The following is a 25,741-nucleotide window of genomic DNA, read 5'->3' on the forward strand; positions in this document are numbered from 1 at the left end:
CGGTGACGTGAACGTGCCCGCATTCTAGGGAACGGCCACCCGAAGCGCTGGACTCCGACGGCTTCGCTCTCATTCCCCGGCCGCGCCCTGACGGCGGGGTTTCCGAACGCGCTCGCGGCCCTTCGTGAGGTGGCTCCGGCGGCGCACCCCAAAGGCGCGGTGGCGCGGCAGCCATAAAAAAAGCAAGGCTCGCGCCTTGCTTTTGAGAACATAGATGACGTGTCAGCCTATTTTATCTCACGCATTTCTGACGGCGTGGCGGCTGGAATTTCCTCCCGAGACTCGGACCTCGCGCTGCCTCTCCGGGCGTCGCGACCATCACGGCGGCGTGTATAGGAACTGGATTGCGCATTGTCACCTATCCAGAGATGATTCCTCACGTTTTTTTGCAGGAGTTGACGGATTTCGCCTCCGATCGCAGGCGGTGCCGGGTTTCGTGACCGTTCCGCGCTTCCCCTGAGTCCGGACGGCGCTTGTATTTTGCCGATGCAATGTGTTGTGTGCCCGGCAGCGATGCGCGGCATGACTGCGCCCCAAAGATTCAAGGCCTGCAATGCGTCTCTCCCGTTACTTCCTGCCGACCTTGCGCGAGACACCGAAGGAAGCGGAGATCGTCTCCCACCGCCTGATGCTGCGGGCCGGCCTGATCCGCCAGGAAGCCGCCGGAATCTATGCCTGGCTGCCGCTGGGATTGCGCGTCCTCAACAAGGTCTGCGCGGTGATCCGCGAGGAGCAGGACCGTTCCGGCGCCATCGAGCTGCTGATGCCCACGATCCAGTCCGCCGAGTTGTGGAAGGAATCCGGCCGCTACGAGGCCTACGGCAAGGAGATGCTGCGCATTTCCGATCGTCATGACCGCGAGATGCTGTTCGGCCCCACCGCCGAGGAGGTCATCACCGAGATCTTCCGGGGAAGCGTGCGATCCTACAAGGACCTGCCGAAGAACCTCTACCAGATCTCCTGGAAGTTCCGGGACGAGGTGCGCCCGCGCTTCGGCACCATGCGGTCGCGCGAGTTCCTGATGAAGGACGCCTACTCGTTCGATCTCGATCAGGCGACCGCCCGGCACGCCTACAACAAGATGTTCGTCGCCTACCTGCGGACCTTCGCCGGCCTCGGCCTCAAGGCGATCCCGATGCGGGCCGATACCGGCCCGATCGGCGGCGACCTCAGCCACGAATTCATCATCCTGGCGGGGACCGGCGAGAGCGAGGTCTATTGCGACAAGCAGTATCTCGACTTCGACATCCCGCCGGTGACCACCGATTTCGACGACGTCGCCGGCCTCCAGGGCACCGTGGACCGCTGGACCTCGCTCTACGCCGCGACCTCCGAGATGCACGAGCCGGCCGCCTTCGCCGAGGTGGGCGAAGACAAGCAGATGGCCGCACGCGGTATCGAGGTCGGACACATCTTCTATTTCGGCACGAAGTATTCCGAGGCGATGGGCGCCAAGGTGACCGGCCCGGACGGCGTCGACCGTCCCGTCCATATGGGCTCCTACGGCATCGGCCCGAGCCGGCTCGTCGCCGCGATCATCGAGGCGTCGCATGACGAGGCCGGCATCATCTGGCCGGATTCCGTGGCGCCGTTCGACGTCGCGCTGATCAACCTCAAGACCGGCGACGCGGCGACCGACGCCGCCTGCGCCGAGATCCAGACCAATCTCGAGGCCAACGGCCTGACCGTGCTCTACGACGACCGCGACGAGCGTCCGGGCGCGAAATTCGCCACCGCCGACCTGATCGGCCTGCCCTGGCAGGTCGTCGTCGGCCCGCGTGGGCTGGCCGAAGGCAAGGTCGAGATCAAGCGCCGCTCCGGCGGCGAGCGCGAGAGCGTGGCGCCGATCGATCTGATCTCCCGCCTGAAGCGGAACTGAGGCCGTCATGGCATTGGCAGGGACGGTGAAGGAGCGGCTCGCGTCTTTGAGCGGCCTGTTCGCGCGAGGCAGCACGCCGCCATTCGCCGCCTTCGAATGGATCATCGCCGGGCGCTACATGCGGGCGCGGCGCAGGGGCGGCGGCGTTTCCGTCGTCGCCTTCTTCTCGGTCCTCGGCATCGCCCTCGGGGTCGCCACACTCATCATCGTGCTCTCGGTGATGAACGGCTTCCGCACAGAACTCCTGTCGAAGATCGTCGGCATCAACGGCCACGTCTTCGTCACGCCCATCGACAAGCTGTTCACCGATTACGTCGACTTGTCCGACCGGCTCTCGAAAGTGGCCGGCGTCCGCTCGGCGATCCCGCTGGTCGAAGGCCAGGCCTTCGCCTCGTCGCCCTATGGCGGCAGCGGCGTGCTGGTGCGCGGCATCCGCGGCGAGGACATCGATTCCATCGGCTCCATCGCCAAGACCATTCGCGGCGGCACCCTGGACGGGTTCGACGACGGCACCGGCGTCGCCATCGGGCGGCGGCTCGCGGAATCCCTCGGCCTCCAGGCCGGCGACCAGATCACCCTGTCGACGCCGAAGGGGGCGACGACGCCGTTCGGCACGGCGCCACGCACCAAGGCCTATACGGTGAAGGCGATCTTCGAGATCGGCATGACCGAGTTCGACGCCACCTTCGTGTTCATGCCGCTCGCCGAATCCCAGGCCTTCTTCAACCGGGAGGGCGATGTCAGCCTGATCGAGGTCTATCTCGACAATGCCGACGCGGTCTCGCAATTGCGCCCGGACCTGGAGATGGCGGCCGAGCGCCCCGTGCTGCTCACCGACTGGCGCCAGCGCAACCGGACGTTCTTCGGCGCCCTGGAGGTCGAGCGGAACGTGATGTTCCTGATCCTCAGCCTGATCGTCGTGGTGGCCACCCTGAACATCATCTCGGGCCTGATCCTGCTGGTGCGCGACAAGTCGAGCGATATCGCGATCCTGCGGACGATGGGCGCCACGCCCGGCACCGTGATGCGGGTATTCCTCATCAACGGCGCTCTCATCGGCATCGTCGGCACCCTGAGCGGGCTGGCTTTGGGCATCCTGATCACCCTCAACATCAAGCCGATCCAGCGGGTGCTGTTTCCCTCGGCCTGGGACCCGACGGTGCGGTTCCTCGCCGAAATTCCGGCCGAGATGAATTCCGGCGAGATCACGGTGGTGGTCCTCACCTCCATCGCCCTGTCGCTCGTGGCGACGCTCTATCCCTCCTGGCGCGCCGCCCGGCTCGATCCGGTGCAGGCCCTGCGTTACGGTTGAGGCGGATCGGACACTCATGAACACTTCCGCCGAGGCGGCCGGCGCTCAGCCGGTCCCGGCCCTGTTCTTTGCCAAGGTGGAACGCCGCTACGCGCAAGGGACGGGTGCTCTCGACATCCTGCGCGGCGCCGATCTCGCGATCTGGCCGGGTGAACTCGTGGCGCTGGTGGCGCCCTCGGGGGCGGGCAAATCCACTCTTCTCCACCTCGCCGGTCTGCTCGAACGGCCCGACGGCGGCGAGGTCTATATCGGTGGCCAGCCCACCGCGGCGATGCCCGATGCCGAGCGCACGCGCTTTCGCCGCGAGGAGATGGGCTTCGTCTATCAGTTCCACCATCTCCTGCCGGAATTCTCGGCCCTGGAGAACGTGGTGATGCCGCAGCTCATCCGTGGTCTCGGCGCCAAGGAGGCCAAGGCGCGCGCCACCGAACTCCTGAGCTTTCTCGGCCTCAAGGAGCGCCTGGTCCACCGCCCCGCCGAATTGTCCGGCGGCGAGCAGCAGCGCGTCGCCATCGCCCGCGCGGTCGCCAACGGCCCGCGCCTGCTGCTGGCCGACGAGCCCACCGGCAACCTCGACCCGCACACGGCGGCGCATGTCTTCGGCATCCTCGTGTCGCTGGTCCGCGCTTCGGGCCTCGCGGCGCTCGTCGCCACGCACAACATGGAACTCGCCGCTCGCATGGACCGGCGCGTCACCATCCGGGATGGGCTGATCGAGCAGCTGGCGTAGAGGGTATCGGAAACGGGGAACGACGAGCGGCCTGTTCCCTCGACGCTCCCCGCTGCCGGCCTTCGGCACCCGCGCCCGGATCGCTCTTTCACGATGGAAACGTTCGTGGACGACCGGATCTCATCGAGGGCTCCCGGCGCGGCGGCACCCCGATGAATGCAGTGTTCTGACCCTCAACGCCCGAGAGCCATGTTCACGGTTTCTCAACCACGCCGGCGCTCGCCCAAAATCCCCGCTTTACACAGAACAAAACAAGAACAAAGATGATCCCGTCAACGAGGGGCGCGTCACATGTTCAAGCGGATGATCCTGACCGGCGCGGTGGAGTTCATGGCCTTCGGCCTGCTTTCTGGGGCGTTCGTGGTCTGGGCGGTGGCGCTCGCGCCGCTGCGGTGAGGGGCTCGCATCAGCGTTCGGTGAGTTTCAGTTCGATGCGGCGGTTGCGAGAATAGATCTCTTCGGTGGTACCGGCCTCGAGCGGCTGGAATTCGCCGAAGGCGGCCGCGAGAAGGCGTTGAGGCGGGATGCCCTTGGCCGCCATGAACTGCACGACGGCGATGGCACGCGCCGCCGAAAGGGACCAGTTCGACGGAAATTGCGAGCTGGCGATGGGGCGGGCGTCGGTATGCCCGTCGACCCGCAGTACCCAGGGGATATCGGCGGGGATCTGCTTGGCGAGGTCGAGGATCGCGGTGGCGATCCGGTCGAGTTCGGGCGCCGCTTCCGGTTTCAGGCTCGCGGAACCCGCCGGGAACAGCACTTCCGATTGCAGGACGAACCGGTCGCCGACCACGCGAATGTCGCTGCGGTTGCCGAGGATCTGGCGCAGGCGGCCGAAGAAGTCCGAGCGATAGCGCGCCAGTTCCTGGACCTTCTGCGCCAGCGCGACATTGAGGCGGCTGCCGAGATCCGCGATGCGGGCCTGGCTCTCGCGGTCGCGGCTCTCGCTCGCGGCGAGCGCATCCTCCAGGGCGGCGAGTTGGCGGCGCATGGCGCCGATCTGCTCGTTGAGGAGGTCGATCTGCGAGGCGGCACGCGCGCTGGCGGCACGCTCGGTCAGCAATTGCTTGTCGAGTTCACCCTGGCGGCCGTCGCTGCTCGCGGCACCGAGGGCCTGTTCCTTCAGCTTGTCGCGCTCGGCCTCGGTGCCGAGGAGGGTCGTGCGCAGGTTCGAGGCCTTCTCTTCCTGGGCACGGCGATTGGAGCGTTCCAGGGCGAGGAGGTCGGTGAGGTCGGCGATCTGGCGGTTGAGTCGATTCAACACCGAATCGCGGCCGGTGATCTCCTGCGACAGGAAGAACTGCCCCACCACGAAGATCGTGAGCAGGAAGACCACGGCCAGCAGCAGCGTCGCCAGGGCATCGACATAGCCCGGCCAGACGTTGAGGCTCCGGTCCCGGCGCGTGCGCAGCGAGGCCATCAGGCCTTCTCGCGGCCGAGCCGGTCGAGGACCTGCTTCAGGTCGCGTTCCCGCGTCGCCTGCGCCTCGACCCAGTCGCGGATCATCTGCTGCTCGGCGCGCATGTGCTGGACGAGGCCCTGGATGCCCTCGGCGAGGTTGGTCATTGCCTGGGTCGCGACGCGCCCGTTGGCGCCCTCGGAGACGATGGCCGAGAGCCGGTCCACCGCTTCGGTGAGTTCGCGGGCCGAGGCCGGCTCCTGAGCCATGACGGGGCGTGCTGCCGTCGTCTGCTCCTCGCCGGAGACCAGCCAATCTTCCAGCTCGTTGTGGAAGCGGGCATGGGCCTGGCCCGCCTGGAGATCGAGGAAGCCGGTGATGAGCGAGCTCGACAGGCCGAACAGCGAGGCCGAGAAGGCGAGGCCGATACCGGAGAGCGGCTTGGCGAGGCCGTTCTTCAACTCGTCGAACATCGCGCTCGCCTCGCCGCCGCCGCGCATGCTCTGGATGACCGAGCCGACCGCGCTCAGCGTGTCGATGAGGCCCCAGAACGTGCCGAGCAGGCCGAGCAGGATCAGCAGGCCGGCGACGTAACGCAGGATCTCGCGGCCCTCGTCGAGGCGGGCCGCGACGGTATCGAGATAGGATCGCACGCCCGCCTGGGTCGTGCCTTCGCGGCGCGCCAGGATCGCCGGCGAGAGCGGCGCCAGCAGCGACGGCGGCTTGGCCGAATCCTCGCCGGCGGCGACCGCATTGACGTAGGCGACCTCGCGGAAGAGCCGGATCACCTGGCCGAAGGCGAGCAGGACGGCGATGAGGAGGACGCCGAGGATCAGTCCGTTCAAACCGGCATTAGCGAGGAAGGCGGGGGTGATCTGCCGGAATAGGACGAAGGCGAGGAAGCCGACGAGGATCAGGAAGACCAGCATCCGGATCAGATAGATTCCCGGGCGGCTCAGTGGGGCAGTCGCGGAGCGGGTCGCCATGGGCTGTCAGGGACTCTTCTACGCTGGCTCGTAAAGCGGGCGGGACCAATGTGCCCGCACATTGGCGGCAGGATCTGCCACGATCAAGCCACCGGGAAGTCCATCACCAGCTGAACCGGGCTAATCCCACGACCGAGGCCAGGTTTCTTCGAGATGCGGACCGAGGCGGACCGCCGACACCATGGTGGCGAGGCCCGTCGCATTGTCGGTCTCGACCGCGATTCCGCACAGGGTCCCCTTCCCCTGCGCAGAATCCAGGCGCGCACCGGGGGTCTTCTGAAGGAAGCGCCGCAGGGGCTCGTCCTTCTGCATCCCGAGGATCGAATCGTAATCGCCGCACATGCCGGCATCGGACAGATAGGCGGTGCCGCCGGGAAGGATGCGGTGATCGGCGGTGGGCGTGTGGGTATGCGTGCCGACGACGAGGCTGGCGCGACCGTCGAGGAAGTACCCGAATGCCTGCTTCTCGCTGGTCGCTTCGGCATGGACATCGACGATGATCGCGTCGGCCACCTCGCCGAGGGGGCAGGCGGAGAGCTCGCGCTCGGCGGAGGCGAACGGATCGTCCAGCGCATCCATGTAGATGCGGCCCATGACGTTGAGGACGAGGACGCGCGCGCCGTCGCGCGTCTCCACCACGGTGGCGCCCCGTCCCGGCGTGCCGGGCGGGTAGTTCGCCGGACGCACGAGTCGGGACTGGCGCTGGATGAACACCAGGGCCTCGCGCTGGTCGAAGGAGTGGTTGCCCAGGGTGACCGCGTCGGCCCCGGCCTGGAGAAGCTCGTCGCAGATCGCCTCCGTGATGCCGAAACCGCCGGCCGCGTTCTCGCCGTTGATGACGACGCAGTCGAGGCGCCAGCGCTCGCGCAGCTTCGGCAGCCGGTCCATCACCACGTTTCGGCCGGGGCGGCCCACCACGTCGCCGAGGAAGAGAAGTCGCATGCGTCGATGTCAGTCCCGCACGAGCGGGACCGGCCCCGCTTCGGTGATGAGGTGGTCGAGGGGCTGGTCGTGCGGCTCGGACGGTACGGTTTCAACCTCCTGGACCGCGAAGGCGATGCCGATCGTCAGAACCGGACCGTTGCGCGAGAGCCGGTCGATGGCCTGGTCGTAATAGCCGCGTCCATAGCCGATGCGGTGCCCGCGCCGGTCGAAGGCGGCGAGCGGCACGATGAGGGCCGTGGGATCGAGGGGGGGCAGGTCGTCGCGCGGCTCGCTGAGGCCGAAGGAGCCCGGCACCAGAGCCTCGCCGGCGCGCCATTCGCGGAAGACGAGGCCGTCCGGCGTCACCTTGGGCAGCGCCACGCGCTGCCCGCGCGCGAACAGCATCTCGATCAGGGGGAGGGGATCGACTTCGCTGCGGATCGCCCAGAAGGCGCCGACGATGTCGGCTTCGGCAAGTTTGCCGATCTGCATCACGCTCTGCGCGATCCGCAGGCTGCCGACCCGGCGGGTCTCGCGGTCGAGACCGTCGCGGCGGGCGAGGGCGTGTTTGCGAAGATCGGCTTTCAGAGCGGGGAAATCAGAGTGCGGAGCCACGTGAGCCGTTGGAGTTGCGATCCCGGGAAACCTACAGTGTAGGTGGGCGCCGTGTTGGCCAAGTCCAGGGACAGGGCCAGGGACAGCTCCCTGGGGAGTCGATAAGGCCCCGGGGAAAAGTACTCCTGACGAACCCCGCAGCACCGCCCTCTCCATGTAGCGTCGGCTTACGATCCGCGCCAGGGGGGCGGCTCTGCAATCGTGCGCGAGGCCTTCACCCTGCCGCGAGCGCGCTCGCCAGTCGCTCGAGCCGTTCCGCCGCCCGCCCGAGCCCGTCCGCTATGCGGGTTTCCTCGTCCGCGCGGACGGAATCGGCGGTGTCGACGCGCTCGCGAAGCGTGGCCGTCTCCGTCTCCAGATCGGCAAGGCGCCGTTTCAGCTCCGCCAGTTCGTCCGCCTGGGTCAGGGCGGCCATGACGTGCAGGCGCATGTCGCCGATCTCGCCGAAGGATTGGCGCATGCCGGTGACGCGCGTGTCGAGGTCGGCGGCGAGCGCCGAGAGATGCGCCTCCTCGCCTTCGGCACAGGCCATCCGGTAGCTCTTGCCGTCGATGGTGACGCTGATCTGGGGCATGTCCGATGGGGCTGGTGTGAAGGGCCGAGCTTAGCGCGAGGGACGGGGATGGGCCAGCACGCCCTCCACCGCCTCGATCGCCCGCCCGAGGCGCTGCCCAACGTCGGTCGTGGTGGCCTCCACCGTCGCGAGGCGTGCGCTGGCGGCGTCGAGTTCGGCGGCGAGGCGCGCGCGGTCCTCGGCCATGATGGCGAGTTCCGTCTCCAGGTCGCCGGGTTCGCGCTCGGCTTCGAGGCGATGGGCGACGGAGGCCTCCAGCCGTGTCAATGCCGTCTCGAGTCGAGCAAGCGCATGGTCCACGTTCGGTCGCTCAGGCGTCTGGATCATCGTTGCGCGTCCCGCAGGGCATGAATGTCCCGGTCCATTTGTTTCGGCAAAGCGGATTTGTAGCCAAACCACCATTGTTTCGCGCGTGAAATCGTCGGTCCGTCCCCATATGCGGGGGAGGAAAACGAATCGACAGGGCAAAACCTTTGCCAGCGGTTTCGCTCATGTTAGAGACCGCGCGCCCCTCGAACCGACCGACAGATTGGGATTTCGAGCCCTTGACCCGTTCAACCACCGATCCCGCATCGTTCCGTTCGAGGACGCGTGAGGGTCTGTGCGCGGGCAATGCGGTTCATCTGACGTTCAACGGTGCACATGACACAGCGACGCCGAATGGCGGCTCCGCCCCTTCGGTCCGCTGTCTCGCTCTTGCTGCTTACGGGCCCCGCGAGGTCGGTGCCCGGTTCATAGAAGGATTGACGCCGTGTCGGTGAAGGTTGCCATCAACGGGTTCGGACGCATCGGCCGCAACGTCCTGCGCGCCATCCACGAGGCCGGCCGCAAGGATATCGAGGTCGTCGCGATCAACGATCTCGGCCCGGTCGAGACCAATGCCCACCTGCTGCGCTTCGACTCGATCCACGGCCGGTTCAACGCCAAGGTCGAAGTGGATGGCGAGTTCATCGTCGTCGACGGACAGCGCATCAAGGTCACCGCCGTGCGCAACCCGGCCGAGCTGCCGCATCGCGAACTCGGCGTCGACATCGCCCTCGAATGCACCGGCATCTTCACCTCGAAGGACAAGGCCAAGGCCCATCTCGATGCTGGCGCCAAGCGCGTCATCGTCTCGGCGCCCGCCGATGGGGCCGACCTGACCGTTGTCTACGGCGTCAACCACGACCAACTGACCGCCGACCACCTCGTGATCTCGAACGCCTCCTGCACCACCAACTGCCTCGTGCCGGTGGCCAAGGTGCTCAACGATCTCGTCGGGATCGAGCGCGGCTTCATGACCACGATCCACTCCTACACCAACGACCAGCCCTCGCTGGATCAGATGCACAAGGACCTCTACCGGTCCCGCGCCGCCGCACTCTCGATGATCCCGACCTCCACCGGCGCCGCCAAGGCCGTCGGCCTCGTCCTGCCGGAGCTGAAGGGCAAGCTCGACGGAACCTCGATCCGCGTGCCGACCCCCAACGTCTCGGCCGTCGACCTCGTGTTCACGGCCAAGCGCCAGACCTCGGTCGAGGAGATCAACAACGCGATCCGCGCCGCCGCCGACGGTCCGCTGAAGGGCGTGCTGGCCTATACCGACCAGCCCAACGTCTCCATCGACTTCAACCACGATCCGCATTCGTCGACCTTCCACCTCGACCAGACCAAGGTCATGGACGGCACCTTCGTCCGCATCCTGTCCTGGTACGACAACGAGTGGGGCTTCTCGAACCGCATGGCCGATACGGCTGTGGCGATGGGCAAGCTGCTCTGAGATCAGCGCTTCCGGGCGGCTCCATGGGCCGCCCGCGATGTCCCATGCACGACACCCCATGCACGACACCCCGTGATCGACCATCAATGGTGCGTCTGAAATGACCGTGACTTCGCCGACCCCGTCGAACGGACCCGACTTCATTCCAGGTGCGAAGGCACCCGAGACGAGACCATCCGAGATCGGTGGAACGGCACCGTCGCCCGTGCCCGAGACCCAGGCGATCGCCAACCAGCATGCGGCGCCGAAAGCTGTCGTCGCACGCGCCGAGACGCTGTCCCAGCCCGCGCCCGGCGGCGACCAACTCGCCCGCATCGAGGACAAATGCGCGCGGATCGAGGACAAGTACGCCCGCTCCGAGGCATTGCTCTCCCGCGTCGAGGAGAAGATCGAGGGGGCCACGACCCGGATGAGCGAGGCCGCCCGCCAATCCGATCTCGCGGCTCTTCGCAGCGAAGTCCGCGCCGTGGCCGACCGGACGCGGCGCCTGCCCGGCTCCGGCGCCCTGGTGCTGACGGCGATCGTCACGGCGGTGCTCACCGTCGTCCTGACCATTGCCGCTCAGCGCTTCCATCTCGATGGGCTCCTGCCCCCGCGCTGACATTTCTCTTGACTGCATTGAAGGCCAGGATGACCGCTTTCCGCACCCTCGACGATGCCGGCTCCCTCCAGGGCAAGCGCGTGCTTCTCCGCGTCGACCTGAACGTGCCGATGGAAGGGGAGCGCGTCACCGACGCGACCCGCATCGAGAGGATCGTGCCGACGATCCGCGAGATCGCGGAGGGCGGTGGCCGCGTGGTGCTGCTCGCGCATTTCGGCCGTCCCAAGGGCAAGCCGGTGGAGCGCGATTCGCTGAAGCAGGTCGTCTCCACCCTGTCCGAGCATCTCGGTCGGCCGGTGGCCTTCGCCGAGGATTGCGTCGGTGAGGTCGCCACACGTGCCGTCTCGGCGCTGAAGGACGGCGACGTGCTACTCCTCGAGAACACCCGCTTCCACGCGGGCGAGGAGAAGAACGAGGCCGATTTCGTGAACGCGCTCGCCGCCAACGGCGATGTCTACGTCAACGAGGCCTTCTCCGCCGCCCACCGCGCCCATGCCTCGACGGAAGGCCTCGCGCACGCGCTGCCGGCCTATGCCGGCCGCCTGATGCAGGCGGAACTCGACGCGCTCACCAAGGGGCTGGAAGCGCCGAGCCGGCCGGTCATCGCCCTCGTCGGCGGTGCCAAGGTGTCCTCCAAGATCGATCTTCTGCAGAACCTCGTCGCCAAGGTCGACATGCTCGTCATCGGCGGCGGCATGGCCAACACCTTCCTGCACGCGCAGGGCAAGGGCGTCGGCAAGTCTCTGTGCGAGAAGGATCTCGCGGAGACGGCCCTGCGCATCATCGAGGCTGCGAAGACCGCGCAATGCCGGATCATTCTGCCGGTCGACGCGGTGGTCGCCTCCGAGTTCAAAGCGAATGCCGCCAACGAGACCATCGGTGTCGATTCCGTCTCCGAGGGTGTCATGATCCTCGATGCCGGACCGGCCACCGTCGCCGAGATCTCCGCCGCCATCGACACGGCGGCCACCCTGGTCTGGAACGGCCCCCTCGGCGCTTTCGAGCTGACGCCTTTCGACGCCGCCACGGTGGCGGCCGCACGCCATGCGGCCGAACGCACCAAAGCCGGCAGGCTGGTCTCGGTGGCCGGCGGCGGCGACACGGTGGCGGCCCTCAACCACGCAAGCGTGGCGGACGATTTCTCCTACGTCTCCACCGCGGGTGGCGCGTTCCTCGAATGGCTGGAAGGCAAGGTCCTGCCCGGCGTCGAGGCTCTGCGCGTCAAGGGCTGAGGGGCAGGATATGGGCGGGGCTGAACTGACCGGTTCCGTCCCCCGAGCGTCGTTCCGGGGCCGCGATATGGTGCCCGGAACCCGGAACCACAGGTCGGCATCCTGTCCGCCCAAGCTGCATGAGCGGATTACGGGCTCGCCTTCGGCGCCCCGGAATGACAATGCGGGGGGACATGCCGTGACGAAGACCGCATTCGTTTGATCATTCGTGCGCCTGAGTGGCGCGATCGTTTTAGGGGATACCAATGGCACGCATTACCCTGAGGCAGCTCCTGGATCACGCCGCCGAGTACGAGTACGGCGTGCCGGCGTTCAACCTGAACAACATGGAGCAGGGCCTCGCCATCATGGCGGCTGCCGACGCCACCGATTCGCCGGTGATCCTCCAGGCCAGCAAGGGCGCGCGCGCCTACGCCAACGACGTGGTGCTGGCCAAGCTCATCGACGGCCTGGTCGAGATCTACCCGCACATCCCCGTCTGCATGCATCTCGACCACGGCAACAACGAAGCCACCTGCGCCACCGCGATCCAGTACGGCTTCACCTCGGTGATGATGGACGGCTCCCTCAAGGCCGATGGCAAGACCCCGGCCGACTACGCCTACAATGTCGAGATCACCGGCAACGTGACCCGGATGGCGCATTGGGCCGGTGTCTCGGTCGAGGGCGAACTCGGCGTGCTCGGCTCCCTCGAGAGTGGCCAGGGCGAGGCCGAGGACGGCCACGGCGCCGAGGGCGTGCTCAGCCACGACCAGCTCCTCACCGACCCGGAAGAGGCGGTGAAGTTCGTCACGGCGACCAAGGTCGACGCGCTTGCCGTCGCCATGGGCACCTCGCACGGCGCCTACAAGTTCACCCGCCAGCCCGACGGCGACGTGCTCGCCATGAATGTGATCGAGGAGATCCACCGCCGTCTGCCGACGACCCACCTCGTCATGCACGGCTCCTCCTCGGTGCCTCAGGACCTGCAGGACATCATCAATTCCTACGGCGGCCAGATGAAGCCGACCTGGGGCGTGCCGGTGGCGGAGATCCAGCGCGGCATCAAGCACGGCGTGCGCAAGATCAACATCGACACCGACAACCGCATGGCGATGACCGGCCAGATCCGGAAGATTCTCACCGAGAACCCGGCCGAGTTCGATCCGCGCAAGTATCTAAAGCCCGCCATGGACGCGATGACGAAGCTCTGCCGCCAGCGTTTCGAGGAGTTCGGCACCGCCGGCCAGGGCTCCAAGATCCGTCCGATTTCGGTCTCCGAGATGGCCAAGCGCTACGCCAGCGGCTCGCTCGATCCGAAAATCGGCGCGGCCTGAAGCTCGAGGACCAAGACCAGACGATGTCCGATCCCCACACCCGCCTCGCCCTTCTGTCTCCGCATCGTGTGGAGGCCGCGCAGGCCGACGCCCTCGCCGATGCGCTGACCGCCGCCTGCGCGGCGGGGGACGTGGCCGCGGTGATCCTGCGCCTCGCGTCGGCCGACGAGCGCAGCCTCGTCAACCTGGTCAAGCGTCTGGCGCCGGCCGCGCAATCGACGGGTGCCGCGTTGGTCATCTCGGTCTCCGACTTCGCCGGCGACGTCGTCAGCGTCGCGGCCCGAGGCGGGGCTGACGGGGTCCATATCGACAAGGCCCGCGACGGGGTCCTGCGCGAGCTGCGCAGCCGCCTCAGCGAGGGCCGTATCCTCGGGGCCGGCGGCCACGAGCAGAAGCATGCGGCAATGGAGGCCGGCGAGGCCGGCGTCGATTACGTGATGTTCGGCGGTCTGTATGCCGACGGATTCGCGCCCGATGCCGAGACCGTGCAGGAACGGGCGGAATGGTGGGTCGAGATCTTCGAGACACCCTGCATCGCCGTGGCTCATGACCGGGCGCAGGTGGATGGCCTCGTGGCCACCGGCGCCGAGTTCCTGGGGCTCGAGAGCGCCCTGTGGATGGGCGAAGGAGCCGACGTCGCCGCCATCCAGGCGACGGTCACCGCAGCGGAGGCTTGAGGCGTGAGGGGCTCCCTACGGATCGGTGTCGCGCTCGCTCTGGCGGGAGGCGTGGGCTTCGCCGCCTCGGCCGAGGCACCCAAGGTGATGCCGACCGATCCTGCGCTTCCGCAGTCGATGACACCGCGTGGGCGCACCGCCCCCCTCGGCGGGAATGAGACGTTGAAGGGGCCGGTCAAGGAGCTTCCGACACCCTATTCCGTCGGTGCGGTCGGTGCGGTGCCGCCGCGCTCGACGACCGAGCCCGATATCGCCTTCGGCGCCTACCAGCGCGGCCAATACACGACGGCCTTCCGCGAGGCGACGAAGCGCATCGGTGCCGACAACAAGGATGCGGCGGCGATGACCCTTCTCGGCGAGCTCTATAACCAGGGCCTCGGCGTGAAGCAGGATCCCGTGAAGGCCGCCGAGTGGTATCGCCTCGCCGCCAACCAGGGCGACATCCACGCGATGGCCTCGCTTGGCCTGATGTCGATCGACGGCCGCGGCGGTGCGAAGGATCCGAAAGCCGGTCGCCGCTGGCTCGAACAGGCCTCCGACAAGGGCGACACGACGGCCGCCTACAACCTCGCCCTGATCCTGATCGGCACCGGCGCCACACAGGACGAGGTCAAGGCCGCTTCTTTGTTCCGCAAGGCGGCCGAGGGCGAGATCGGCCCGGCCCAGCACGATCTCGGTGTGCTCTACCTTCAGGGGAGGGGGGTGCAGAAGGACCCGAAACAGGCGGCGGAGTGGTTCCGCCGCGCCGCCGACAACGGTGACCTCGCGGGCGAGGTCGAGTTCGCGATCCTGCTGTTCAACGGCATCGGCGTCGAGAAGGACGAGGCCCGCGCCGGCCGCTACTTCCTGCACGCGGCATCGCGCGGCAACGCCATCGCGCAGAATCGCGTCGCCATCCTCTATGCCCTGGGCCGGGGAATGCCGAAGAACACGGTCGAGGCGGCGGCCTGGAACCTCGCGGCTGCCGCTCAGGGGCGTTCGGACCCGAAGCTCGACGAGACCCTGTCCGGCCTCAGCGCGGACGAGCGGACCCGTGCCGAGCGACTCGCCGCGGACCGTGCCAAGGTCGAGTAGGCCGGCGTCACGCCTGCCGCGGTGACCGGAGCCTGCACGCGATTCTGCTCTGCCCCGCATCCGCGAGGGGTGAGGCGGGCGGCAAACATGCTATGGCCGCGCAAGACCGTTCTTTGAATCGACCCGGACCTTTGCATCGATGATCAGCTCACCCCTCATGACCGTCATGGTCGACGCCGTCCGCAAGGCCGCACGCGGCCTCAAGCGCGATTACGGTGAGATCGAGAACCTTCAGGTCTCGCGCAAGGGCCCCGGAAACTTCGTCTCCGCCGCCGACCGCAAGGCCGAGGAGGTTCTGCGCGATGCGCTGATGAAGGCGCGTCCCGGCTACGGCCTGATCCTGGAAGAATCCGGCAACATCGAGGGACAGGACAAGAGCCATACCTGGCACGTCGATCCTCTCGACGGCACCACCAACTTCCTGCACGGCATCCCGCATTTCGCGATCTCGGTTGGGCTCGAGCGCGATGGCCAGATCGTCGCCGGCGTCATCTACGACCCGGCCAAGGACGAGCTGTTCGTGGCCGAGCGCGGCAAGGGCGCCTACCTCAACAACCGCCGCCTGCGCGTCTCCGGCCGGGACGATATGGCCGACGCCCTCGTCGCCTACGGCTCGCCCTATCTCGGGCGCGGCGACCACCCGAAGCTCATGCGCGAAGTCGCGGCCGTGATGGCGGTGACCGGCGGCATCCGCCGCTTCGGCTCGGCGGCCCTGGATCTCGCCTACGTCGCCTGCGGCCGTTCGGACCTGTACTGGGAGCGCGACCTGCAGACCTGGGACATCGCGGCCGGCATCATCATGGTGCGCGAGGCCGGCGGCTTCGTCACCAGCGCCGATGGCGGAGCGGAACCGCTCGCTGCCCGCTCCGTGGCCTGCGGCAACGAGAATCTGCACGGCGAACTCGTAAAGCTCCTGCGCCGCGCCAACGCCTGAGGATCCGAGGCCCCGGCTTTCCAGCCGGGGCCGGGTCTGCTCTAACCCGCACCGATCATCGCCGAACCTCGCGAAAGCCGCCCGTATGGAAGCCCGCCGCCACTCCGCGCTGAAGGATTCGATCCGTTCGATTCCGGATTATCCGAAGCCAGGGATCATCTTTCGCGACATCACCACGCTGCTGAGCGACCCGCGCGCGTTCCGCCGCGCGGTCGATTCCCTGGTCCATCCCTATGCGGGCGGCCGGATCGATCAGGTGGCGGGGATCGAGGCGCGCGGCTTCATTCTCGGCGGCGCGGTGGCGCATCAGCTCTCTTCGGGCTTCGTGCCGATCCGCAAGAAGGGCAAGCTGCCCCACAAGACCGTCTCCATCGCCTACGCGCTGGAATACGGCACCGACGAGATGGAAATCCACGTGGATGCCATCAAGCCGGGTGACAAGGTGCTGCTGGTGGACGATCTCATCGCCACGGGCGGCACCGCCTGTGCGGCGGTGAACCTGCTGCGCCAGATCGGCGCCGAGGTGGTGGCGGCCTGTTTCGTGATCGATCTGCCGGAGATCGGCGGCGCGCAGAAGCTGCGCGATCTCGATGTGCCGGTGCGGACGCTGATGGAATTCGACGGGCACTGATGGTGCCCTGACCCTCCCCCGCCGCGGGGGAGGGGGTACGACCGGGCTTAAGCCGCCAAGCTCTCGAACAGCCCGCGCCCGTCGAGTCCGCCCATCAGGCCTTCGACGAAATTCTCCGGGTGCGGCATCATCCCGAGCACGTTGAGCTTTTCCGAGTAGATGCCGGCGATGGAATTGAGCGACCCGTTGCGGTTGGAATCCACCGTCAGCTGGCCGGCGGCGTCGGCATAGCGGAAGGCCACGCGGCCATCGCCTTCGAGGCGGGAGATCGTCTCGGCATCGGCGAAGTAATTGCCCTCGCCATGCGCCACGCAGACGTCGATGACCTGACCCTTCGCGTAGGACGAGGTGAAGCGGGTATCGGCCCGCTCGACGCGCAGCAATTGCCGATGGCAGATGAAGCGCCGGTCGACGTTGCGCATCAGGACGCCGGGCAGCAATCCCGATTCGCACAGGATCTGGAAGCCGTTGCAGATGCCGAGAACGAGGCCGCCGCGCGCTGCGTGGTCCCTGACCGCATCCATGGCGCCCGCTCGCCCGGCAATGGCACCGCAGCGCAGGTAATCGCCATAGGAGAAGCCGCCGGGCAGAACCGCGAGATCGGTTCCCGCCGGCAACGACGTATCGGTATGCCAGACCTTGACCACGTCCGCGCCGGCGAGGCGCAGGGCGCGGGCGACGTCGCCGTCGCGGTTGGAGCCTGGGAAGACGACGATCGCGGCGCGCATCAGGCGATCTCGATCTCGTAATTCTCGACGACGGTGTTCGCGAGCAGCTTCTCGCAGGCGCTCTTCAGCGTCGCTTCGGCATTCGCCCTGTCCGTGTCGGCGATCTCGACATCGAAGACCTTGCCCTGGCGCACGCCCTCGACACCGGAGATGCCGAAGGAGGACAGCGCGGCTTCGATCGCCTTGCCCTGGGGGTCGAGCACGCCGGTCTTCAGGGTGACGATGATGCGGGCTTTCATGGGCTCGGACTCGGTGCTGTGGCTCGGCCCGTCAGGCGATAGTCGGGAAATGCCGGCCTTGCAACGCAGGGCAGACCGGCGGCCCTGCGGAAATCAGGGGTTCGCGCGACTCAGCGACGTCGCCCGATCGTATTGAAAACCGGAACGCGTAGCAGGGCGCCCCCTAGCGGCGAGCGGCCGGTACGGGAGTGCGGATCGGTTCGATACTCGTTGCCCGGCGCCACAGCTGGAGCATGATCCAGGCGGCGATCAGGCTGAACAGAGCCATCAGGACATGGCCGACCGTATCGCCGAGATCGAACAACCCGGCCAGGGCCCAGCCCGCGGCGATGGCGACCGCGAAGACTTCGGTGCCCACCAGCACCATCATGCTGAGGATCGTGATCAGGTTGCGCGTGTTCACGGGCGTGATTCTCCGTCGGCCCCGATGCAGCGTTTGCGACGGGAGGGCGGAGCTTTACAGCGCCGGTCCCATCCCGCGCAACATCGGGTGGTCGAGGTCTTGGCCGGACGGCCGGATCAGCGCGGCGCTCGCTTGGCGAGGATGCGCTGCAGGGTGCGCCGGTGCATGTTGAGACGGCGCGCCGTCTCCGACACGTTGCGGCTACACAATTCGTAGACCCGCTGGATGTGCTCCCAGCGGACACGGTCCGCCGACATCGGGTTCTCTGGCGGATCCGCGCGTTCGCCCGGCTGCGCCATCAGCGTGCCGTGGATCTCGTCCGCATCGGCGGGCTTGGCGAGGTAATCGAACGCGCCGAGCTTCACGGCGGTCACGGCGGTGGCGATGTTGCCGTAGCCGGTGAGGATGACCCCGCGTGCCTCGGGACGCTTCTCCTTCAAGCGCGCGATCACGTCGAGACCGTTGCCGTCGCCGAGCCGCATGTCGATCACCGCGAAGGCGGGTGCACGCGCATCGACCATCGAGACGCCCTCTGCCACGCTTTCCGCGACCTGGACCTCGTAGCCGCGCATTTCCATCGCCCGTGCGAGCCGGGTCGAGAACGGACGGTCGTCATCCACGATCAGCAGCGAGCGGTCGGCATAGGCCGCCAGCGGGTCGGATTCCGAGGTCTGCAGCACGTCGGCAGTGACGGCCGAACTTCCACTCTGCGTCAGCATCTGACGCTCCTCCGTTTTTCGAGATTGAATTGTTGGCAACTTATATAGGCGCCGGACTGCGTTCCGTCAGGGGCTCTTGAGTACTGAATTCGGCGCTGCGCCGCGGTAGCGTATCCCGCTCGAAGATGTGCCGTGCCCAGGATACGCGCACGACGGCTCCGGTTGCTTGGTGGCCCGATACATTGGAGAGCGTAAGCTGGGCGCCGGAGCGTTCGATCAGCGTCTTCGCGATGAACAGCCCGAGACCGAGGCCGGCTCCGACGCTGTCGCCGCCGCGTGATTTATCGGGGCTGCGCGTGGTGACGTAGGGCTCGCCCGCCCGAAGGAGTATCTCGCTGGAGAAGCCCGGCCCGTCGTCGCTGATCTCGAGGGAGACCCGGTCGACGGTCCAGCGCGCCTCGATGACGACGCGGGTGGTGGCGAAGTCCACGGCGTTGTCGACGATGTTGGCGAGCCCGAACAGCACGCCGGGATTGCGCCGACAGGCCGGCTCGATGCCGTCGCCGCGGCTGGTGACGTCGAGGGCGATGCCCATGGCACGCTGCGGCGCCACGAGTTCCTCCACGAGGTGGCTCAGCGATACGGTTTGAAGGATGCCGGCCTCGTCACCGTCGAGGGAGGTCAGCTTCGAGAGAATGCCGCGACAGCGATCGACCTGATCGCGCAGGAGGTTGAGGTCTTCCTTCACCGCCGGGGAGGCGGTGGGGGCGAGCTGGCGCGTGAGCTCCTTGGTGACCAGCATGATCGTACCCAGCGGCGTGCCGAGTTCATGCGCCGCCGCCGCCGCCAGCCCGTCGAGCTGCGACAGGTGCTGTTCGCGTGCGAGCACGAGTTCGGTGGCCGCGAGGGCCTGGGCGAGCTGGCGGGTTTCCTCGGCGACTTTCCAGGCATAGACGCCGGTAAAAGCGGTGCCGAGCAGGATCGCGGTCCACACGCCCGAGACATAGAGAAAGGGAAGTTCGAGCCGCCCGTCGGCGAACCACGGCAGCGGCCGATGGAGCAGCGCCAGCATGGTCGCGAGCCCGACGGCGAGAAGGCCCAAAGCCAGGGTCCGCTCGGGGGGAAGGGCGGTGGCCGAAATCAGCACCGGGGCGAGGAAGAGCAGGGAGAACGGATTCTGCAGGCCACCGGTGAGGAAGAGGAGAGCCGCAAGCTGGATGATGTCGAAGGCGAGCAGCAGGGCCGCCGAATCGTCGCTCAGACGGTAGCTCGCCGGAAACCGGATCCTCAGGGCGAGATTGAGCCAGGACGATGCCGCGATCACGAGGAAGCACCAGCCGAAGGGCAGGGGCAGGCCGAGCCCGAACTGCGCGCCGACGACGGCCGCGCTCTGCCCGGTGATCGCGAGCCAGCGCAGGCGCACGAACGTGTCGAGGCGCAGGTGGCGGGCGTCGCGGACGAAGCCGTTGGTGCTCATGTCGATCATGTATGCGCAACGATAGCGCTCGCCGGGCGGTAATCCATCCTCCCGTCGACGATTGCGCGCACCATTGCGCAGTCTGCACGCCGAACGTTTTTCGGAGAGCCGCGTTCTCTACCGCGTTCCAGCGCTCGGCACAGACGAGGAAGAGGTACGGATATGAGCTTGGCCTACACCTGGTACGAGCTCGGGCGCATGATGACGGCGCCGGCGCGCCTCTCGGCGGATGTGATCAAGCACAGTCTTCAAAACCCGGCCAATCCGCTGGCCTACTCGCCCTACGCCAAGTCCATGGCCGCCGCCTGCGAGATGTTCGAGCGCGGAACCCGCCGCTATGCCAAACCGACCTTCGGTTTCACCGGCACCCGGGTCGACGGGACCAGCGTGCCCGTGAGCGAACGGGTGGTGTGGGAGAAGCCGTTCTGCCGGGTGGTGACCTTCGACCGCTCCTTCCAGCGCGGCCAGCCCGAGCCCCAGCCCAAACTGCTGATCGTGGCGCCGATGTCGGGGCACTACGCCACGCTCCTGCGCGGGACCGTGGAGGCGATGCTTCCCGATCATCAGGTCTTCATCACCGACTGGATGGATGCGCGCCTCGTGCCGATCACCGAGGGGCGGTTCGATCTCGACACCTATATCGACTACCTGAAGGAGATCTTCCTCGCCCTCGGACCGGATCTTCACATCATGGCCGTGTGCCAGCCGGCGGTGCCGGTCCTGGCCACGGTGGCGTTGATGGAGGCGCAGGGGCTGACGCCGCTGCCCTGCACCATGACCCTGATGGGCGGCCCCATCGATACCCGTCGTTCGCCGACGGCCGTCAATTGCCTGGCGCAGGAGCGCGGCACGGAATGGTTCGAGCGGAACTGCATCACCGTCGTTCCGCTCATGTATCCGGGCGCCATGCGCAGCGTCTATCCCGGCTTCTTCCAGCTCGGCGGCTTCATGGCGATGAACCTCGACCGCCACGTCAACGCCCATGCCGAGATGTTCGACCATCTCGTCACCGGCGACGGCGATTCGGCCGAGAAACATCGCGAATTCTATGACGAATATCTCGCCGTGATGGACCTGACCGCGGAATTCTACCTCCAGACGGTCAAGACGGTCTTCGTCGACCATGCGCTGCCGAAGGGCGAGATGCTTCACCATGGCGAGCGGGTGGATCTCACCGCCATCCGCTCCTGCGCGATCCTCGCCATCGAGGGTGAGAACGACGACATTTCCGGGGTCGGACAGACCAAGTCGTCCCTCGACCTGACGCCGAACCTGCCCGCAGAGCGCAAGGCCTATCACCTGCAGGAGCGGGTCGGGCATTACGGCGTCTTCAACGGCTCGCGCTATCGCACGACGATCGCGCCGAGGATCGCGTCCTTCATCCGCGAGATGCAGGGACTGCCGGCGATCCCCCAACGCCCGGCGGCGTGATGCACCGGGCGGAACGCGCGAAAGTTCTGGACTCGAGCGACGGGCCGATGGCGGCCGTGTGAGGCTGCGGCTAAGCTGCGGCCATGAGAGTCGCCCTGCTGCGTGGGTCCGATCCCGACCATATCGACATCCTCCACGAAGGCGCGAAGCTTCGTGTCACCCTGCGTCGCCGGCCCACGGCCCGGCGATTGACCCTGCGCGTGTCGAGTGCGACCGGCGAAGTGGTGATGACATTGCCGGCACGGACGTCGGTCTCCGTCGCCCGCACCTTCGCGGTGAGCCATGGCGGCTGGATCGCGATGCGGCTCGCGAAACTGCCCGAGCGGGTCGCCTTCGAGGCCGGGGCCGAACTGCCCCTGCGCGGCGTCGCTCATCGCATCGTTCACCGCAGCGAGCGCAGCGGCGTGACGCTGCTGGCCGAGGATGACGATCGTCCCGTGCTGTCGGTGGCCTGCGAGGCGCCGCACCTGCCGCGTCGGGTCCAAGATTTCCTGGAGCGGGAGGTCCGCAAGGATCTCGCGACGTCCGTGGCGACCTATACCGCGAAGCTCGGGCAGGGGCCGAAGCGGATCACGATCCGCGACACCCGCTCGCGTTGGGGCTCCTGCACGGCGCGAGGCGAATTGAACTTCTCATGGCGCCTCATCCTGGCGCCGCCCCTAGTGCTCGATTACCTCGTGGCGCACGAGATGGCCCACTTACGGGAGATGAACCACTCCTCCCGCTTCTGGTCTCTGCTGGAATCGCTGTGCCCGAACGTCGAGGATGCCGAGCGCTGGCTCAAGCGCAACGGCGCGAGCCTCCATCGCTACGGCTGACGAGCGCGGCCGAATTCCTACCCGCGAACGCGCAGGACCCGGTCGCGCGCGACCCGCTCCGCCGGCCATGTCGGGCGAGCGTCGACGTCGCCCGGCCGCATGGTGCGGGGCGCCACGCTGTCGCAGACTTCGCGCTGACGCAGGATCGTCGGATTGCCGAACTCGTCGAGGCGGCGGACATACCCGCCATCCCGGCAGAAGCCTGCGATCTCGGCGGAATTCGTATTGACCCGTCCGCCCGGCATGCGCCGGATCGGCCGGTGCTCGACCACGAGCGGACCGTCGCGGTTGAGCGAGCGTTCGACATAGGTGGTCTCGTCGACCGGCAGGGATTGGGCCGAGGCGGGGGCGATCCCGGCAAGGATCAGGAACGCGGCGGTAGCTCTGAATCGCATGGCTGGGTCCGTAGGCGTTTGTGGCTTTACCCTGGGAATTAGGGCGTCTTCTCGGAGAACGATAGTCCGCGATGGTAAACTTGTGGTCACGCTTGACACAGAATAGCCGCGCATGGTCGGAACACCGCGGGTTTCATCCGGTGCCCCTGGCCATGAGGGGCTCGAGGCGAGAGGGATCGGCGCGTGGGTTTTCGAGGATTGCTGAGGCGCGCAAGGCCGGTCGCCGATGGTCGGGCGACCATTCTCGGGCGTCTCGCCAGGTTCAGCTTCACAAGGATCAGCTTCACAAGGACCGGCATGACAAGGACAGGCATGACGAGGACAGGTTTGGCCTGCCTCGTCGGACTGGCCGGCATGACACTCGCTGGCAATGGCCGCGCCGAGGCGCAGGGCATGGTGCGCAACACCTACGGTGACTGGCAGCTCCGCTGCGAGACACCGGCCGGAGCCAAGGCCGAACAATGTGCCATGGTCCAGTATCTGGCCGCCGAGGACCGGCCGAACCTCACCCTCGTCGTCATCGTGCTCAAGACCGCCGACAATCGCGGCTATCTGCTGCGCGTGGTGGCGCCGCTGGGCGTCCTCCTGCCGTCGGGGCTCGGTTTGAAGATCGACAAGACCGATGTCGGCCGGGCCGGCTTCGTCCGCTGCCTGACCACGGGCTGCGTCGCCGAGGTGGTGATGGACGACAACCTCATCAAGCAGTTCAGCGCAGGGGCGCAGGCCACGTTCATCGTGTTCCAGACCCCGGAGGAGGGCGTCGGCATTCCCCTCTCGATGAAGGGGTTCGGCGATGGGTTCGCCAGCCTGAAATAGGCCTGTTCCGGCGTCGTGCGCCGGCGTTTCAGCGGGATCGTATGATGCGGATACGTGCGAGGACGGTCGGGCTGGCCCTGATCGCGGCCCTGCTGCCCTGGGCGGCCGAGGCCGAGGACGGCAACTGGTTCTCCAACATGCTCAAATACGGCGGGACCACGGTTCCGCCGTCCCAGGGGCCTGACCTCGGCGAGGTCTACTGCCCCACCATCGATGTCGGCGAGAACGGTGCCGCCCTGCGCAGCTACGGCGGACGGGCCGACGACAACGCGGCCCTGCGCAGCCAGATCACCCTCGGACGCCTCGCCCGCGAATGCGTCCGATTGGCCGATGGTTCGGTCAGCGTGAAAGTCGGCGTCGAGGGCCAGGTTCTGCTCGGGCCGCAGGGGCGTCCCGGACGGTTCGAGGCCCCGGTCTATTTCACGATCAAGGCCGGCGACCAGACGATCGTGACGCGGGCACGCAAGGTGCCGGTGTCGATCGGGGCCGGCGAGGCGCAGGGCCTGTTCTCGGTCATCGAGGATAATCTCGTCGTGCCGCGTCCCCTGAGCGAGAGCTACGAGATTGGCGTCTCTCTCCACGGCAATCCGGGGAAGGCCGCGGCACCGCGCAAGCGCAAGAAGGCGCCGGCCAACGCCGCAGTGCCGACCGAATCCGCTCCCGGCGCCGCACAATAGGCTCGCGGGAGATCCGAGACTCTTGGGGCGGATGCCTCGTCGCAGAAGCCGTCGCATAAAAAGAAGGGGGCCGCCGCTCGCGCGAGGCCCCCTTCTTCGTTCCGTATCGATTACGGCGCGTCCTATTCCCAGTCTCACCGAGCCCGACCCATCGGTCACGCTCATCGAGGTCTGGTGTTACTGCACCAGGCGCGGGCCGCCGGACTGAACCTTCTCGTTCTCGGACATGATGCCGAGACGCTTGGCCACTTCCGTATAGGCCTCGATCAGGCCGCCGAGATCCTTGCGGAAGCGGTCCTTGTCGAGCTTGTCCTGGCTCTTGATGTCCCACAGCCGGCACGAATCCGGCGAGATCTCATCGGCCACGACGATGCGCATCAGGTCGCCTTCCCAGAGGCGGCCGGTCTCGATCTTGAAGTCCACGAGGCGGATGCCGACGCCGAGGAAGAGGCCCGACAGGAAATCGTTGACGCGGATGGCGAGGGCCATGATGTCGTCGATCTCCTGGGGCGTCGCCCAGCCGAACGCGGTAATGTGCTCTTCCGACACCATCGGGTCGTTGAGCGCGTCGTTCTTGTAATAGAACTCGATGATCGAGCGCGGCAGCTGCGTGCCTTCCTCGAGGCCGAGGCGGGTGGCGAGCGAACCGGCGGCGACGTTGCGCACCACCACCTCGAGCGGGATGATCTCGACTTCGCGGATCAGCTGCTCGCGCATGTTGAGGCGGCGGATGAAGTGGGTCGGCACGCCGATATCGTTGAGGTGCTGGAACACGAACTCGGAAATCCGGTTGTTCAGCACGCCCTTGCCGTCGATGACCTCGTGCTTCTGCGCGTTGAAGGCGGTCGCGTCATCCTTGAAGTGCTGGATGAGCGTCCCCGGCTCGGGTCCTTCGTAGAGGACCTTCGCCTTGCCCTCGTAGATGCGACGGCGGCGGTTCATAGGCGTATACCGTGGTTTGAGGAAGTCCATGGGCCGTGACTCCTTCGGACAGACGATGTGCGGAATCCGCGGCGTGGCGGCCTCGGTGAGACCGGGCCGCGAGAACACATCGTTTGTCGAAAGCCTCGACGACCGTGGCGCAAACTACCCGAAGCGGGTTTGCAGTACAACGCGTACCCCGGCAGCCCGGCTGTGCAGGGCGAGCGGGATGTGCAGGGTGAGCGCGATGCGTGGCGGACGCCGTCCCTCGACCGCCCGGCTGGTCACCGCAGGTTTACCCGCACTCTGATCCCGGTCTGTCTCTCACGCCGCGATGGTCTTGCTCGGATAGGTGCAGAGGTCGGCGATGAGGCAGGTGGGGCATTCGGGACGTCGCGCCTTGCAGACGTAGCGACCGAACAGGATCAGCCAATGGTGGGCATTGAGGCGGAACGGCTCCGGCACGATCGCCTCCAACCCCGCCTGGACCTTGTCGGTGGTCGGCGCGACTACGAGGGGAATGCGGTTCGAGAC

29 protein-coding genes and 1 other RNA gene (1 of these 30 running past the window's edge) are annotated in these 25,741 nt (G+C 67.1%); 15 read left to right on the plus strand and 15 right to left on the minus strand.

Going from position 1 to position 25,741, the window contains the following annotated elements; translation table 11 throughout:
- Window positions 1-553: 553 nt before the first annotated feature.
- From proS to A3OK_RS0120930, 3 genes are read left to right on the plus strand one after another with little or no spacing between them, the layout of a single operon-like run.
- Window positions 554-1,879, plus strand: coding sequence for a proline--tRNA ligase (gene proS / locus A3OK_RS0120920; protein ID WP_019906852.1), 1,326 nt, complete (start codon window positions 554-556; stop codon window positions 1,877-1,879).
- A gap of 7 nt (window positions 1,880-1,886) precedes the next feature.
- Window positions 1,887-3,191, plus strand: coding sequence for a lipoprotein-releasing ABC transporter permease subunit (locus A3OK_RS0120925; RefSeq protein ID WP_019906853.1), 1,305 nt, complete (start codon window positions 1,887-1,889; stop codon window positions 3,189-3,191).
- 16 nt (window positions 3,192-3,207) lie between these two features.
- Entirely contained in the window at window positions 3,208-3,921 is a 714-nt protein-coding gene (locus tag A3OK_RS0120930) for an ABC transporter ATP-binding protein (RefSeq protein WP_019906854.1), read from the plus strand.
- Window positions 3,922-4,327: 406 nt separating this feature from the next.
- Here the strand turns inward: A3OK_RS0120930 and A3OK_RS0120940 are convergent, their stop codons facing one another.
- The 7 genes from A3OK_RS0120940 to A3OK_RS0120965 form a co-directional block, all read right to left on the minus strand.
- Complete coding sequence (locus A3OK_RS0120940) at window positions 4,328-5,341, minus strand: peptidoglycan -binding protein (RefSeq protein ID WP_019906856.1); 1,014 nt, start codon at window positions 5,339-5,341, stop codon at window positions 4,328-4,330.
- Entirely contained in the window at window positions 5,341-6,306 is a 966-nt protein-coding gene (locus tag A3OK_RS0120945) for a MotA/TolQ/ExbB proton channel family protein (RefSeq protein WP_019906857.1), read from the minus strand. Before A3OK_RS0120945 ends, A3OK_RS0120940 begins: the two co-directional genes overlap by 1 nt.
- Before the next feature lie 120 nt (window positions 6,307-6,426).
- Window positions 6,427-7,248: a TIGR00282 family metallophosphoesterase gene (locus A3OK_RS0120950; protein WP_019906858.1), complete on the minus strand. Its 822-nt coding sequence runs from the start codon at window positions 7,246-7,248 to the stop codon at window positions 6,427-6,429.
- 9 nt (window positions 7,249-7,257) lie between these two features.
- A complete protein-coding gene (locus tag A3OK_RS0120955; protein WP_019906859.1) occupies window positions 7,258-7,845 on the minus strand; it encodes a 5-formyltetrahydrofolate cyclo-ligase in 588 nt (195 codons plus the stop codon).
- A non-coding RNA gene (gene ssrS / locus A3OK_RS23765) (6S RNA) lies at window positions 7,835-7,992 on the minus strand. The genes A3OK_RS0120955 and ssrS overlap by 11 nt, the downstream gene beginning before the upstream one ends.
- Before the next feature lie 67 nt (window positions 7,993-8,059).
- Window positions 8,060-8,419 carry a cell division protein ZapA gene (locus A3OK_RS0120960; protein ID WP_019906860.1) on the minus strand — a complete coding sequence of 120 codons (360 nt, stop codon included), beginning with the start codon at window positions 8,417-8,419 and terminating at the stop codon, window positions 8,060-8,062.
- A gap of 30 nt (window positions 8,420-8,449) precedes the next feature.
- Window positions 8,450-8,746, minus strand: coding sequence for a DUF4164 domain-containing protein (locus A3OK_RS0120965; protein WP_026597498.1), 297 nt, complete (start codon window positions 8,744-8,746; stop codon window positions 8,450-8,452).
- Between the two features lie 424 nt (window positions 8,747-9,170).
- Here A3OK_RS0120965 and gap point away from each other — a divergent pair, with 424 nt between their 5' ends.
- From gap to A3OK_RS0121005, 8 genes are all read left to right on the plus strand, one after another.
- The gene (gene gap / locus A3OK_RS0120970) at window positions 9,171-10,178 is read left to right on the plus strand and encodes a type I glyceraldehyde-3-phosphate dehydrogenase (protein ID WP_019906862.1); all 1,008 of its coding nucleotides are present in this window, start codon (window positions 9,171-9,173) and stop codon (window positions 10,176-10,178) included.
- Window positions 10,179-10,278: 100 nt separating this feature from the next.
- Window positions 10,279-10,779: a hypothetical protein gene (locus tag A3OK_RS0120975; protein ID WP_019906863.1), complete on the plus strand. Its 501-nt coding sequence runs from the start codon at window positions 10,279-10,281 to the stop codon at window positions 10,777-10,779.
- A 29-nt stretch (window positions 10,780-10,808) separates the two neighbouring features.
- Window positions 10,809-12,011, plus strand: a complete 1,203-nt coding sequence (locus tag A3OK_RS0120980) for a phosphoglycerate kinase (RefSeq protein ID WP_019906864.1) — start codon at window positions 10,809-10,811, stop codon at window positions 12,009-12,011.
- 245 nt (window positions 12,012-12,256) lie between these two features.
- Entirely contained in the window at window positions 12,257-13,327 is a 1,071-nt protein-coding gene (gene fba / locus A3OK_RS0120985; RefSeq protein ID WP_019906865.1) for a class II fructose-bisphosphate aldolase, read from the plus strand.
- 23 nt (window positions 13,328-13,350) lie between these two features.
- Complete coding sequence (locus A3OK_RS0120990) at window positions 13,351-14,004, plus strand: thiamine phosphate synthase (protein ID WP_019906866.1); 654 nt, start codon at window positions 13,351-13,353, stop codon at window positions 14,002-14,004.
- Window positions 14,005-14,121: 117 nt separating this feature from the next.
- Window positions 14,122-15,078 (plus strand): tetratricopeptide repeat protein, encoded by a 957-nt coding sequence (locus A3OK_RS0120995; RefSeq protein WP_245259456.1) that lies wholly within the window; start codon window positions 14,122-14,124, stop codon window positions 15,076-15,078.
- Window positions 15,079-15,217: 139 nt separating this feature from the next.
- Complete coding sequence (locus A3OK_RS0121000) at window positions 15,218-16,012, plus strand: inositol monophosphatase family protein (protein WP_026597499.1); 795 nt, start codon at window positions 15,218-15,220, stop codon at window positions 16,010-16,012.
- Window positions 16,013-16,097: 85 nt separating this feature from the next.
- Window positions 16,098-16,643, plus strand: coding sequence for an adenine phosphoribosyltransferase (locus A3OK_RS0121005; protein ID WP_019906869.1), 546 nt, complete (start codon window positions 16,098-16,100; stop codon window positions 16,641-16,643).
- 47 nt (window positions 16,644-16,690) lie between these two features.
- Here the strand turns inward: A3OK_RS0121005 and purQ are convergent, their stop codons facing one another.
- The 5 genes from purQ to A3OK_RS0121030 form a co-directional block, all read right to left on the minus strand.
- Window positions 16,691-17,371 (minus strand): phosphoribosylformylglycinamidine synthase subunit PurQ, encoded by a 681-nt coding sequence (purQ, locus tag A3OK_RS0121010; RefSeq protein WP_019906870.1) that lies wholly within the window; start codon window positions 17,369-17,371, stop codon window positions 16,691-16,693.
- Window positions 17,371-17,610, minus strand: a complete 240-nt coding sequence (gene purS / locus A3OK_RS0121015; protein WP_019906871.1) for a phosphoribosylformylglycinamidine synthase subunit PurS — start codon at window positions 17,608-17,610, stop codon at window positions 17,371-17,373. The genes purQ and purS overlap by 1 nt, the downstream gene beginning before the upstream one ends.
- 163 nt (window positions 17,611-17,773) lie before the next feature.
- Window positions 17,774-18,013, minus strand: a complete 240-nt coding sequence (locus A3OK_RS0121020; RefSeq protein ID WP_019906872.1) for a hypothetical protein — start codon at window positions 18,011-18,013, stop codon at window positions 17,774-17,776.
- A 116-nt stretch (window positions 18,014-18,129) separates the two neighbouring features.
- Window positions 18,130-18,732 carry an ActR/PrrA/RegA family redox response regulator transcription factor gene (locus A3OK_RS0121025; protein ID WP_019906873.1) on the minus strand — a complete coding sequence of 201 codons (603 nt, stop codon included), beginning with the start codon at window positions 18,730-18,732 and terminating at the stop codon, window positions 18,130-18,132.
- Between the two features lie 40 nt (window positions 18,733-18,772).
- Window positions 18,773-20,158, minus strand: coding sequence for an ActS/PrrB/RegB family redox-sensitive histidine kinase (locus tag A3OK_RS0121030; RefSeq protein ID WP_019906874.1), 1,386 nt, complete (start codon window positions 20,156-20,158; stop codon window positions 18,773-18,775).
- A 153-nt stretch (window positions 20,159-20,311) separates the two neighbouring features.
- On the opposite strand from A3OK_RS0121030, the gene phaZ reads away from it, so the two are divergent.
- Window positions 20,312-21,580 carry a polyhydroxyalkanoate depolymerase gene (phaZ, locus tag A3OK_RS0121035; protein WP_019906875.1) on the plus strand — a complete coding sequence of 423 codons (1,269 nt, stop codon included), beginning with the start codon at window positions 20,312-20,314 and terminating at the stop codon, window positions 21,578-21,580.
- Between the two features lie 83 nt (window positions 21,581-21,663).
- Window positions 21,664-22,398: a SprT family zinc-dependent metalloprotease gene (locus tag A3OK_RS0121040; RefSeq protein ID WP_019906876.1), complete on the plus strand. Its 735-nt coding sequence runs from the start codon at window positions 21,664-21,666 to the stop codon at window positions 22,396-22,398.
- A gap of 17 nt (window positions 22,399-22,415) precedes the next feature.
- On the opposite strand, the gene A3OK_RS0121045 is transcribed toward A3OK_RS0121040, so the two are convergent.
- A complete protein-coding gene (locus A3OK_RS0121045; RefSeq protein ID WP_019906877.1) occupies window positions 22,416-22,793 on the minus strand; it encodes a hypothetical protein in 378 nt (125 codons plus the stop codon).
- 354 nt (window positions 22,794-23,147) lie between these two features.
- On the opposite strand from A3OK_RS0121045, the gene A3OK_RS0121050 reads away from it, so the two are divergent.
- Window positions 23,148-23,609 (plus strand): invasion associated locus B family protein, encoded by a 462-nt coding sequence (locus A3OK_RS0121050; protein WP_155912195.1) that lies wholly within the window; start codon window positions 23,148-23,150, stop codon window positions 23,607-23,609.
- Window positions 23,610-23,650: 41 nt separating this feature from the next.
- On the plus strand, window positions 23,651-24,286 hold the full coding sequence (locus tag A3OK_RS0121055; protein ID WP_019906879.1) for a hypothetical protein: 636 nt from the start codon (window positions 23,651-23,653) through the stop codon (window positions 24,284-24,286).
- 177 nt (window positions 24,287-24,463) lie between these two features.
- Here the strand turns inward: A3OK_RS0121055 and purC are convergent, their stop codons facing one another.
- Together purC and nth are read right to left on the minus strand one after the other, a co-directional pair.
- Window positions 24,464-25,258 carry a phosphoribosylaminoimidazolesuccinocarboxamide synthase gene (gene purC / locus A3OK_RS0121060; RefSeq protein ID WP_026175628.1) on the minus strand — a complete coding sequence of 265 codons (795 nt, stop codon included), beginning with the start codon at window positions 25,256-25,258 and terminating at the stop codon, window positions 24,464-24,466.
- Between the two features lie 273 nt (window positions 25,259-25,531).
- A protein-coding gene (gene nth, locus A3OK_RS0121065) for an endonuclease III (RefSeq protein WP_081631219.1) crosses the window boundary here: on the minus strand, window positions 25,532-25,741 show its final stretch. It continues 612 nt past the right edge of the window; only the last 210 of its 822 coding nucleotides appear in the window; its start codon lies beyond the right edge, outside the window — the gene reads right to left on this strand; the stop codon is at window positions 25,532-25,534.

The sequence above is a fragment of the Methylobacterium sp. 77 genome (genome assembly GCF_000372825.1).
Taxonomy (GTDB): Bacteria; Pseudomonadota; Alphaproteobacteria; order Rhizobiales; family Beijerinckiaceae; genus Methylobacterium.

Coding starts and splice junctions, on each gene's coding strand:
- proS (WP_019906852.1), top strand. CDS start 554: ATGCGTCTCTCCCGTTACTTCCTGCCGACCTTGCGCGAGACACCGAAG.
- A3OK_RS0120925 (WP_019906853.1), top strand. CDS start 1,887: ATGGCATTGGCAGGGACGGTGAAGGAGCGGCTCGCGTCTTTGAGCGGC.
- A3OK_RS0120930 (WP_019906854.1), top strand. CDS start 3,208: ATGAACACTTCCGCCGAGGCGGCCGGCGCTCAGCCGGTCCCGGCCCTG.
- A3OK_RS0120940 (WP_019906856.1), bottom strand. CDS start 5,341: ATGGCCTCGCTGCGCACGCGCCGGGACCGGAGCCTCAACGTCTGGCCG.
- A3OK_RS0120945 (WP_019906857.1), bottom strand. CDS start 6,306: ATGGCGACCCGCTCCGCGACTGCCCCACTGAGCCGCCCGGGAATCTAT.
- A3OK_RS0120950 (WP_019906858.1), bottom strand. CDS start 7,248: ATGCGACTTCTCTTCCTCGGCGACGTGGTGGGCCGCCCCGGCCGAAAC.
- A3OK_RS0120960 (WP_019906860.1), bottom strand. CDS start 8,419: ATGCCCCAGATCAGCGTCACCATCGACGGCAAGAGCTACCGGATGGCC.
- A3OK_RS0120965 (WP_026597498.1), bottom strand. CDS start 8,746: ATGATCCAGACGCCTGAGCGACCGAACGTGGACCATGCGCTTGCTCGA.
- A3OK_RS0120975 (WP_019906863.1), top strand. CDS start 10,279: ATGACCGTGACTTCGCCGACCCCGTCGAACGGACCCGACTTCATTCCA.
- A3OK_RS0120980 (WP_019906864.1), top strand. CDS start 10,809: ATGACCGCTTTCCGCACCCTCGACGATGCCGGCTCCCTCCAGGGCAAG.
- fba (WP_019906865.1), top strand. CDS start 12,257: ATGGCACGCATTACCCTGAGGCAGCTCCTGGATCACGCCGCCGAGTAC.
- A3OK_RS0120990 (WP_019906866.1), top strand. CDS start 13,351: ATGTCCGATCCCCACACCCGCCTCGCCCTTCTGTCTCCGCATCGTGTG.
- A3OK_RS0120995 (WP_245259456.1), top strand. CDS start 14,122: ATGACACCGCGTGGGCGCACCGCCCCCCTCGGCGGGAATGAGACGTTG.
- A3OK_RS0121000 (WP_026597499.1), top strand. CDS start 15,218: ATGATCAGCTCACCCCTCATGACCGTCATGGTCGACGCCGTCCGCAAG.
- A3OK_RS0121005 (WP_019906869.1), top strand. CDS start 16,098: ATGGAAGCCCGCCGCCACTCCGCGCTGAAGGATTCGATCCGTTCGATT.
- purQ (WP_019906870.1), bottom strand. CDS start 17,371: ATGCGCGCCGCGATCGTCGTCTTCCCAGGCTCCAACCGCGACGGCGAC.
- purS (WP_019906871.1), bottom strand. CDS start 17,610: ATGAAAGCCCGCATCATCGTCACCCTGAAGACCGGCGTGCTCGACCCC.
- A3OK_RS0121025 (WP_019906873.1), bottom strand. CDS start 18,732: ATGCTGACGCAGAGTGGAAGTTCGGCCGTCACTGCCGACGTGCTGCAG.
- A3OK_RS0121030 (WP_019906874.1), bottom strand. CDS start 20,158: ATGATCGACATGAGCACCAACGGCTTCGTCCGCGACGCCCGCCACCTG.
- phaZ (WP_019906875.1), top strand. CDS start 20,312: ATGAGCTTGGCCTACACCTGGTACGAGCTCGGGCGCATGATGACGGCG.
- A3OK_RS0121040 (WP_019906876.1), top strand. CDS start 21,664: ATGAGAGTCGCCCTGCTGCGTGGGTCCGATCCCGACCATATCGACATC.
- A3OK_RS0121045 (WP_019906877.1), bottom strand. CDS start 22,793: ATGCGATTCAGAGCTACCGCCGCGTTCCTGATCCTTGCCGGGATCGCC.
- A3OK_RS0121050 (WP_155912195.1), top strand. CDS start 23,148: ATGACACTCGCTGGCAATGGCCGCGCCGAGGCGCAGGGCATGGTGCGC.
- A3OK_RS0121055 (WP_019906879.1), top strand. CDS start 23,651: ATGATGCGGATACGTGCGAGGACGGTCGGGCTGGCCCTGATCGCGGCC.
- purC (WP_026175628.1), bottom strand. CDS start 25,258: ATGGACTTCCTCAAACCACGGTATACGCCTATGAACCGCCGCCGTCGC.